Consider the following 10,298-nt stretch of genomic DNA (forward strand, 5'->3'; position numbering starts at 1 on the left):
GGCAGGTTACCCACGTGTTACTCACCCGTCCGCCGCTAGAGTCCTTCCCGAAGGAAGTTCTCTCGCTCGACTTGCATGTGTTAAGCACGCCGCCAGCGTTCGTCCTGAGCCAGGATCAAACTCTCAATAAAAAGTTTAATCTTAGCTTACTCAAATAAAGAATTGCTGGTTTACTTAAATGTATTTATATATTCTGTTCAATTTTCAAAGACCAATTTTTCTTTCACAAGCCTGTTGTTACAAGGCTTTACAAGTTTCTGCCGTTTCTGACAGCTTACTCAGTATATCACCGCTTTCAGACTTTGTCAACAACCTTTTCAAAAAACTTTTTAAGCATTTTTCTTAGATGTTCTTTCAGCTTTAAGTCATTGAATTCTGTTCTTTTCAGCGACGAATTACATCATATCATCGATATTTATTCTTGTCAACAATTTTTCCAAAAATTTTTCCACCTTAATTTCAGATAGATTTGTAATCATAGTTGTTTTTAATAACTTTGTCTTTAGATACATATTTCATCTTACACTATTACTATAACCAATGACTTTAAATTTATACTATAAAATTAAATTATTTTTATATTTCATTATGATTCTTTATTACGCTTATTAATAGTACGCAGTGATGTACTGGTATCAGACATTTTGTTTAATAATAACTTTTCTTGGCTTTTACCTTATAATTTGCTCCTTTATTTAATAAATTAAGCATATGGTGTGTATAATAACCTAAAATATAATACACTACGACACCCCTCTAGCTGTATTTTTATTTTTTATTGTCTTTTAAAAAATTATCAAAATTATAACAAAAAAATAAGTCTCCATGAATATGAAAACCTACTTACTTTTGAAAAAAATTTTTAATTATTATTCCTTGGTATAAATCCTTTTATAATTAATATTGACCAATCGGTATTAGGATTTTCTATCCACTCACATTGAATATCAAGAAACTTAAGCCAAGCATTAAGTCCATGACTTTTTTTACTGACATTTGGTGACTTTCTTCCATGTGTTTCCTTGATATCTTCTAATAATTTAACTTGTTCATCTTTTCCTAATTCTTTATTTAACAATTGCTTTATTATTTCTAAACTCTCGCTATAAGCTATAGCATCACCTATATATAATTCATCCGCATATACTTGTCTTTCCTTATTTAACAAATCACTTATTTCATTAATCTCATCTTTATTTGATAAATATTGTTTAACCCTTCTTAAGGCCTCAATATCATTATCTAATTTGTTTATAGTTTTTTCTAAATTTTCAAATCTCATTTACTCTTCTCTCTTTACATTTATATTTTAATCATTAATTACTTAATGAAAATCAATTTATTATAACATTAAATATTTATTGTTTACATATATAATTTAAATATTCACTAATAAATTATATTTTCGAGTTAATTTTATCATAAAGATAGACTAAATACTCAACATTTGCATTATTTTCAATTAACTTATCAATTCTATTTCTGGCAATCACTAATGTATCTTTTGCTTCTCTACGATCCTTATCCTTTATGCAATTATTAGCGTATGTTAATAAATAATCTATTTTTAATACATCTTCTGCTAAATCTTCCCTATCAGCATTCACAAGTTCTACTAATAATGAATAAACTTTAGGAGATGTTGTATTTTTAGTGTCTTTTAATATATCTGTATTTCTACTAGTTTTCTTCGCCATAGTTTCAACCACCTCGTTTCCAAAAAAATTATACCAAACATTCTTTATTAATCCAACGGGGTAGTCTTAAATATTTAGGGAATTCTCCTTATTGTTAACATCTTATCTCCATCTTTTTGAAATATATAATTTGTTTTTTCAATCTCAACCACATAGCTTTTATTATACTTCTCTATAATTGGCTTTAACAAACTTGACTCATCAGCGTTTAAATCTAAAATTGGAAAAATACGTACTTCATTGCATATTCTAAGCATTTCATCTATTGATTTAATATGAAAATCAAGTCCAAGATTTGAATATAATAACAAGAAATGTGAGCTTAGCCCTATATCAAAATGTTTATCATGGAAAATTGTTTTATTCGGTAATTCGTGAGTAATATAGCGTTTTTCCACTTTTCCTTTTTCAAAATCATCAATAAAATTATACATAGCTTCCATTCTCATCTTTTCTAATTCTTCTAAATTCTTTATTGTAGTCCAAATGAAATTTTCTTTATTCTCTTCTGTTTGTTTCATTACAATTTCTTTTGTTTCTATTATCCTATTTAATATTTGTTCTTTTGTGAATCCATAAATCGGATCAAATGAAGTTACATTATTTTTTAACTTGTTCATTTCTGAATTAAAACTCGCAGGACCATCGCCAAAACTTGCAATTTCTTTTTTGATATCCTCATTAGTTAATTTAAACATTGCCTTATATTCTTTCAAACTTCTTCCCCAAGGTACTACTGATAATAATTCATAAGACATATTTAATCCTCCTTATTTTACAATCTTCTTACACTCAGATAACTCTAAATTTATAAATGAATTAATCATTTCTCTATATATGTTTTCAACTATATCTGAATTTACACCATGAAACTTTGCTAACATCCTTACTTTATTTATAATTTCTTCTACTCTTTGTGATGCTTTCACCTCCTCGGAAGTATTCTTAAAATTCGCTGCTTGTACAACATATTTACTTCTTTCTGCTATTAATTCAATTATTTTTTTATCAATTCTATCTATATTCTCCCTTACTTCCTCTAAAGTTTCACATTCCATAAAACTCAACTTCCTTTCTACTAATTTATCCAAAACTTAAACTTCTGTTTACGTTACCTATAATACAAATCGAGCCACTCCGCCTCGAAATATTAGGACGAAGTGACTCGCTCTGCCACCCAAAATCAATTTATATTTATTAATTCAAGCCCTCTTATAAACCTTATCCACTTATAATATTGCTTACGATCTAAATCCTTCCTTTAAATCTTTTATAAAATCTATTACTGCTTGTTTACTTTCTGCCATTCTCTTAACTATTGCACTTCCAACAATTACTCCATCGCAGTAATCTTTAACTTCTTTAACAACTTCTTTCGAAGAAATTCCAAAGCCTATGCACATTGGAATTTCCACAATTTTTCTAACTTCATCTAAATATTCATGAGTTCCACTATCTAATGAAATTCTTTCACCTGTCGTCCCATTTGTTGAAACGCAATAAACAAATCCTTTTGCATCTTTTGTTATTGCTGAAATTCTATCTCTTGATGTTCTAGCTACTAGAGGAATTAAATAAATCCCATTTTCTTCGCAAATTTTATTAAGTTCTCCTCTTTCTTCAAGAGGTATATCTGGAACGATAAGTCCATCAACTCCAGATTTTGCTGCTTCTTTCAAGAAATTTTCTATTCCTTTGAAATACACAATATTGAAGTAAACCATAAGTACAACTGGAACTTCTGATTTTTCTCTTATTAACTCCACACATCTGAATACATCTTTTAATTTTATTCCATTTTTAAGAGCCTTAGTATATGAATTTAATATTACAGGACCATCTGCAAGAGGGTCACTAAAAGGTACTCCAATTTCTACCACAGTTGCGCCTTCTTGGTCTAAAGCTACAACTAAATCCGCTGTTTCTTCAATTGTAAAATCTGCTCCACAGGTTACAAAAGGTATTAGCGCTTTACTATTATTTTCTTTTACTTTATTAAACGATATATCAATTCTATTCATTATTTTTCACCTAGATATGCTAGCACTGCATCCATATCTTTATCTCCTCTCCCTGAAAGATTTACAATTATAATTTTATCACTGCCTAGTGTTGGTGCTAATTTCTTAGCATAAGCAACAGCATGTGATGATTCCAGTGCTGGTACTATTCCTTCAATTTTGGTTAAATACATAAAGCCGTCTCTTACTGCTTCCTCATCTGTTACACTCACATAATTGGCTTGCTTAGTTTCAGAAAGGTAAGCATGTTCTGGTCCAACCCCTGGATAATCAAGTCCCGCTGATATTGAATACGCCTCAAGAATTCCTCCATCTTCATTTTGAAGAACATAACTTAACGTTCCATGTAAAATTCCCTTTTGTCCTTTTGTAATAGTTGCTGCATGTGCTTCAGTTTCAACACCTTTACCAGCTGCTTCAACTCCGATAAGACTAACTTCTTTATCTTGAATAAATGGATAAAATATTCCTATTGCATTACTTCCTCCTCCAACGGGGGCTAGAATATAATCTGGAAGTTTTCCTTCAAGTTCTATAATTTGCTTTCTTGCCTCATCACCTATTACTCTTTGAAAATTTCTAACCATAGTTGGGTATGGATGAGGCCCAGTAGCCGATCCTATGATGTAAAATGTATCTTCTACATTGGCAGCCCAATATTTAATTGCTTCTGTTGTAGCATCACTTAACGTTCTTGTTCCATTTAGAACTTGAACAACTTCAGCTCCGAGTAGCTCCATCTTCTTAACATTCATAGCTTGCCTTTTTGTATCTTCTTCTCCCATAAATACCTTACATTCCATTCCAAACTTAGCTGCTACAGTAGCCGTTGCAACTCCATGTTGTCCTGCTCCTGTTTCTGCTATTACTTTCTTTTTACCCATTCTTTTAGCTAAAAGCACTTGCCCCAGCGCATTATTAATCTTGTGAGCTCCAGTGTGGTTTAAATCTTCTCTTTTCAAATAAATTTTTGCACCACCTAAGTCCTTTGTCATGTTCTCTGCATAATAAAGTGGACTTGGCCTTCCTGTATAATATTTTAAGTAGTACATATACTCTTCAATAAACTCTTTATCATCTTTAAATTTTTCATACGCATCCTCAAGCTCAATTAAAGCATTCATTACAGTTTCAGGAACATATTGTCCCCCAAATTCGTTGAATCTTCCATTCATTATTTTTCCCAACCTTCCTTAATAAGAGTAAGTTTACTTATATACTTTTAATTTTTCTAACGTTATCAATTAATTTCTTCATTTTTTCAAATGACTTTGTTCTAATTCCTTTTTCATCCATACATTCTACACCTGATGAAACATCAACACCTATAGAATTTGCATTACTAACTCTTTCTACAACATTTTCTGGTGTTATTCCTCCTGCCAAAAAGAAGTTATATTTTCTATTAATATAGTTAATTTCTTGTTCTACATTGCAGTTTTCATCAAACAATCTTCCAATGCTATCTAGTGAATATATTTCACCACTCCCTGGATTATCACCGTCAATAAGGACATTATCTATTAATTTAATATCTTTAAATTTTATAAACCGCTTTATATTATCAACATCACTTATTGAAAGCGCCTTCCATATATTTGTTTCTACATCTATATTTTTCTTTAATTTGGAAATGAATACCTCATCTTCATTTCCATGAAGTTGAACTGCATTTAAAGGAATATCATTAAGAACATCTAAAATCTCTTCCATTGTATTATCTTTAAACACCCCAACCGTTTTAATTCCATTGCTTAAATTATCACACAATTCTTTAGCCTCTCTACTAGTCACTTGTCGTTTACTTTTTGTAAATACAAATCCTATATATTCTGGCTTTAATATATTTAAATATTCAATCTCATTTTTGTTAGTTATCCCACAAATTTTAACTTGAATCATATTAAATCCTCGCATAATCTAATAATTTTTAGATTTAACAAATTACTTATTACTTCTAAACTCTTTATATTTAGTTTTAAATTCTGAATTATCTATGTTTCTCATAAACAATTCTCCAATCAGCACCCCATCTGCTCCATATTTTTTAATCATATCTAAATCCTCAATACTCATTATCCCGCTTTCAGCTATAATTATCTTTTCTTTTGGAATATACTGAATTAATTCTTTAGTAGTATCTAATGAAACATGAAACGTTTTTAAATCCCTATTGTTAATCCCAATAATTTCACAATCATATTTAAGTGCTAAATCTAGCTCCTCTTTATTATGAACTTCTACTAAGGGTTCTAAATTAAATCTTTTTGCCTCCTTATAAAATTTTCCTAAATTTTCACCTAATACACTAGCAATAAGTAAAATACCGTTAGCTCCCAAAACTTTCGCTTCATAAATTTGATAAAAATCGATTATAAAATCTTTACGTAGTATTGGAATGTATGAAATTTTTCTAATTTCTTTCAAGTATTCATCACACCCCAAAAAGAAATCTTCCTCAGTTAAAATTGAAAATACATCTATTCCGAGATAAGTGTAATAATTTAATATTTCCTTTATATTAAATTCTTCTACAATTACTCCTTTAGATGGAGATGCCTTCTTAAATTCACCTATTACAGATAATCCTTCTTTTTTTAATGCCGTCAAGAACGGATTTGTGACATTCGACTCTTTTTCATCATTTACTTTGCTTAATGCCTGCTTTTCTAACTCTTTTATTGGAATTTCTTTTTTTCTTTCTGCTACTCTAATTTTTTTCATTTCAACAATATCATCTAAAATCAAAATTATCACCTCTTTATTATAATTTGAACTTTCATTTACAAACTAGAAAGTTCCTCGTACTTTTTATAGGCTGCTCCAGAATCAATGAGCTCTGCTGCTTTTTCAATTCCTTCCTCTAGGGAATCAGCCAAATTTGCTACATATAGTGCAGCACCTGAATTCAAAACAACTATATCTCTTTGAGGTCCTTTTTCTCCTTTTAGTATTTTCATTATTATTTCTGCGTTCTCTTTTGCTTCTCCACCCTTTATATCGTCTAAGGTAGCCTTATTAAACCCAAGCTTAACCGGATCAAGTTTGTAAGTTATAATTTCTCCATCTCTCACTTCACACACACTTGTTAATGTAGTAGTAGTAATTTCATCTAATCCATCATCACCATGAACAACCATAGCTCTCTTTAATCCAAGATTTAAAAGAACTTCTCCAACAGTCTCTATTAAAGCCCCATCATATACCCCCATAAGTTGTCCACTAATTGGTGCTGGATTTGCGAGCGGTCCTAACAAATTAAAAATTGTTCTTGTCCCTAGCTCCTTCCTTTCCTTTGCAACGTTTTTCATTGCACCATTGTACTTTGGTGCAAATAAAAATGCCATTCCATTTTCTTCAATAATTTTTTTGCTTTGAATTTCATCAAAGTCAATATTTATTCCTAGCTCAACTAAAGCATCTGCGCAGCCGCTTTTACTAGAAACCGCACGATTTCCATGTTTTGCAACCTTAGCACCGCCACTTGCTGCAATTATTGCAACTGCAGTAGAAATATTAAAAGTCTTCGATCCATCTCCTCCTGTTCCACAAGTATCAATTAGATGTTCAGTATTTTCTATTTCAACTTTTACTCCATTATCCCTAAGAGCTTTAACCGCTCCTAAAATATGATCTGGAGTTTCCCCATTTGCTCTAAGCCCAATTAAAAAACCTCCAATTTGAGCAGAAGTTGCTTCCCCCTTCATGATTTGATTAATCACGCCTCTTACTTCATCTTCATTTAATTCTTCTCTCGAAGCTAATTTCTTAATTGCATCATTTATAACCATTTTAATGCCCCCTTAAAATATATAATATTGCTTATTTTTATAGCCTCTGTATTTATAATCCTATTTACTTTAATTACTTTTTAATTAGTCTTCTAATTTATCTTCACAAATGTTAATCACAAAATTTCCAATCATATGCTTGCCTTTAGGTGTATATATTGACTCTGGATGAAATTGAAGTCCAAAAACATTGTATTCTTTATGTTTAATTGCCATAATGTCATTACTATCAACAGTTAATGCTAAAACATCGAGACAACTTGGAAGTGAACTATTTTCGACTATAAGTGAATGATATCTCATAACATCTAACTTTCTTGGAATTCCTTCAAATATATCTTTACCTTTAACTTGGATTCTTGAAGTTTTGCCGTGGAAAACTTCATTAGCTCTAATTACTCTTCCACCGTATGCTGCTGCAATACTTTGATGGCCAAGGCAAATACCCAAAATAGGTATTATATTCCCTAGCTTTTTTATCAACTCTATAGAAATTCCTGCATCTTCAGGAACCCCTGGTCCTGGTGAAATCACTATTCCTTTTGGATTTAGTTCTCTAAGCCCTTCTACAGTTATCTCATCATTTCTAAAAACTTTGGTTTCTGCAAATTCACTTAAATATTGATATAAATTAAATGTGAATGAATCATAGTTATCTATTAACGCTATCATCTTAAAGCCTCCTTTAAAACCATTAGTTTATTTTGAACTTCTTCAAATTCTTTTTCCGGTATTGAGTCATATACTATTCCAGCACCTGCTTGAAGATACGCCGTTTTATCTTTTAATATCATTGTTCTAATAGCAATTGCTGTGTCCATATTTCCACCATAAGAAAAATATCCAACTGCTCCTGAATAAATTCCTCTTTTAAAATCTTCAAGATCTTCTATAATCTCCATCGCTCTTATTTTAGGAGCACCAGATACAGTTCCCGCTGGAAGACAAGCTGCTAATGCATCGAATCCATCTAAATCATCTTTTATATCTCCAACTACCTTAGTCGTAATATGCATAACATGTGAAAATCTCTCAATTTTCATAAACTCACTTACATTAACTGTTCCTATTTTACTCACTTTCCCTATATCATTTCTGCCCAGGTCAACAAGCATTACATGTTCTGCTAGTTCCTTCTTATCTTCCATAAGTTCTTTTTCAAGAGCATTATCAATCTCTGGCGTTTCACCTCTTTTTCTTGTTCCTGCTATAGGATTTGTAATAACTTTTCCCTCTCTCACTGATACCAAACTTTCTGGAGATGATCCTATTACTTGATAGCTATCATAGTCTATTAGATACATATAAGGTGAAGGATTCCCTTCTCTAAGCTTTCTATATATTTCAAGATGAGTTTTTTCAGTTTCACAAGTCATCCTCTGTGACAATACAACTTGAAAAATATCTCCTGCTAATATATGTTCTTTAGCTTTTCTTACTTTTTCTTCAAAATTTTCTTTGGTTGTATGAAACTTAAAAGAAATATCTTTCTTCTCTTCTGATGGTTCTGTTAAAGTTGGTTTATAAAGCAAACTATTTATATATTCATATTGTGTTTTAATTATTTCATCGTATTCTCTAATATCGTTTTTTAGGATGTTGTCTATAATATAGACTTTATGGGTAAAATGATCATAACAAATATATCTGTTATAAAAATTAAATCTTATTATTGGAGCTTTTAATTCATCTTCATTATTAAAATCAAGCTTTTTTTCATATAATTGTATAGAATCATATCCCATATATCCAATTGCTCCACCTTTAAAAGAAAACGTATTGGTACTCTTATCAAATTTAATTCTGCATTCATTCTTGAGTTGATTTATTTCTTCTTGTCCATCGCCACAAATTTCCTTATAAGGATTTTCTCCCATAAATGAATATCTTCCAAAGTAATTTTCTTTAGTTCCACTTTCAAATATGAATCTTCTACTTCCTTTGAATCCATCAAAAATTTTTATAGGAGTAATTTCATCGCCTCTGAATTCACTTATCAAAGAAAATACATATTCCGATTTCTTTTTTTCATAAAAACTATCTTTTGAAATATTAATCATAATTCTTTCCCCCCGAAGATCCTTTAATTTTCTAAATAAAAAAGAGCCACTTCGTCCTAATTTTTGGGACGAAGTGACTCGCTATGCCACCCAAACTTAAACATTAAATAAGTGATAGATATAATTACAGTTTCATTTTAAATTACAGTACTGCTTATGATAAATATTTTACTTAATTGAATTCTATATTTACAACCAGCAAAAAATAATCAATATTCAATACTTTATTTAATTAAAAACAAAAAAATCCCATCCTAATCAGGACGAAATTCTATAATTCCGTTATACCACCTATTGTAATATATATTATCAGATACTTATATGAGTTAATGCACAATACTTATATTCAAAAAAACTAAAATACTATTAATTTAATCAAATACATTGAAGATTTCAGAAATACTCATAATTTATATCCTGTCATTTTAACGGCTGACTCCCCGTACATCCCTACTATAATATATATTTCAAGATGTCACCTCAAAGACCCATTCAACAATACCTACAGCATTCGAATCTCACCAAACATCGAACTCTCTTTACACTAAGCTTTATTATCTACTATTCTTATCAACGGCTTTAATTTATTGTAATTAATATAACACATTATTTTCTATATTGCAAATACTTTTTTTACAATTTCAATTTTTGTAGATAATTATAAATATCTTTAATCCACTTTATTATGATTGAATTCATTTATATTAATCAATTATAATATCTTTATAA

At 30.1% G+C, this 10,298-nt stretch carries 11 protein-coding genes and 1 rRNA gene; all 12 read right to left on the minus strand.

The features are described from left to right. Positions 1 to 131, minus strand: a 16S ribosomal RNA gene (locus CLCHR_RS22735); the annotation flags it as partial. A 731-nt stretch (positions 132 to 862) separates the two neighbouring features. After that, the gene (locus CLCHR_RS22740; protein WP_079442188.1) at positions 863 to 1,282 is read right to left on the minus strand and encodes a hypothetical protein; all 420 of its coding nucleotides are present in this window, start codon (positions 1,280 to 1,282) and stop codon (positions 863 to 865) included. A 115-nt stretch (positions 1,283 to 1,397) separates the two neighbouring features. After that, positions 1,398 to 1,697, minus strand: coding sequence for a hypothetical protein (locus CLCHR_RS22745; RefSeq protein WP_079442189.1), 300 nt, complete (start codon positions 1,695 to 1,697; stop codon positions 1,398 to 1,400). 74 nt (positions 1,698 to 1,771) lie between these two features. After that, complete coding sequence (locus tag CLCHR_RS22750) at positions 1,772 to 2,455, minus strand: SAM-dependent methyltransferase (RefSeq protein WP_079442190.1); 684 nt, start codon at positions 2,453 to 2,455, stop codon at positions 1,772 to 1,774. A gap of 12 nt (positions 2,456 to 2,467) precedes the next feature. After that, positions 2,468 to 2,755: a chorismate mutase gene (locus CLCHR_RS22755; RefSeq protein WP_079442191.1), complete on the minus strand. Its 288-nt coding sequence runs from the start codon at positions 2,753 to 2,755 to the stop codon at positions 2,468 to 2,470. 183 nt (positions 2,756 to 2,938) lie between these two features. Beyond that, a complete protein-coding gene (gene trpA / locus CLCHR_RS22760) occupies positions 2,939 to 3,718 on the minus strand; it encodes a tryptophan synthase subunit alpha (RefSeq protein WP_079442192.1) in 780 nt (259 codons plus the stop codon). After that, positions 3,718 to 4,893: a tryptophan synthase subunit beta gene (trpB, locus tag CLCHR_RS22765; RefSeq protein WP_079442193.1), complete on the minus strand. Its 1,176-nt coding sequence runs from the start codon at positions 4,891 to 4,893 to the stop codon at positions 3,718 to 3,720. Before trpB ends, trpA begins: the two co-directional genes overlap by 1 nt. A 37-nt stretch (positions 4,894 to 4,930) precedes the next feature. Next, a complete protein-coding gene (locus CLCHR_RS22770; protein ID WP_079442194.1) occupies positions 4,931 to 5,620 on the minus strand; it encodes a phosphoribosylanthranilate isomerase in 690 nt (229 codons plus the stop codon). A gap of 42 nt (positions 5,621 to 5,662) precedes the next feature. Continuing rightward, positions 5,663 to 6,466 carry an indole-3-glycerol phosphate synthase TrpC gene (gene trpC, locus CLCHR_RS22775; protein ID WP_079442195.1) on the minus strand — a complete coding sequence of 268 codons (804 nt, stop codon included), beginning with the start codon at positions 6,464 to 6,466 and terminating at the stop codon, positions 5,663 to 5,665. A gap of 35 nt (positions 6,467 to 6,501) precedes the next feature. Continuing rightward, a complete protein-coding gene (gene trpD / locus CLCHR_RS22780; RefSeq protein WP_079442196.1) occupies positions 6,502 to 7,509 on the minus strand; it encodes an anthranilate phosphoribosyltransferase in 1,008 nt (335 codons plus the stop codon). An 84-nt stretch (positions 7,510 to 7,593) separates the two neighbouring features. Next, positions 7,594 to 8,181, minus strand: coding sequence for an anthranilate synthase component II (locus CLCHR_RS22785; protein ID WP_079442197.1), 588 nt, complete (start codon positions 8,179 to 8,181; stop codon positions 7,594 to 7,596). Continuing rightward, on the minus strand, positions 8,178 to 9,569 hold the full coding sequence (gene trpE / locus CLCHR_RS22790; protein ID WP_079442198.1) for an anthranilate synthase component I: 1,392 nt from the start codon (positions 9,567 to 9,569) through the stop codon (positions 8,178 to 8,180). The genes CLCHR_RS22785 and trpE overlap by 4 nt, the downstream gene beginning before the upstream one ends. Positions 9,570 to 10,298 lie beyond the last annotated feature (729 nt).

It is taken from the genome of Clostridium chromiireducens (assembly GCF_002029255.1).
In the GTDB taxonomy this organism is placed as follows: Bacteria; Bacillota; Clostridia; order Clostridiales; family Clostridiaceae; genus Clostridium; species Clostridium chromiireducens.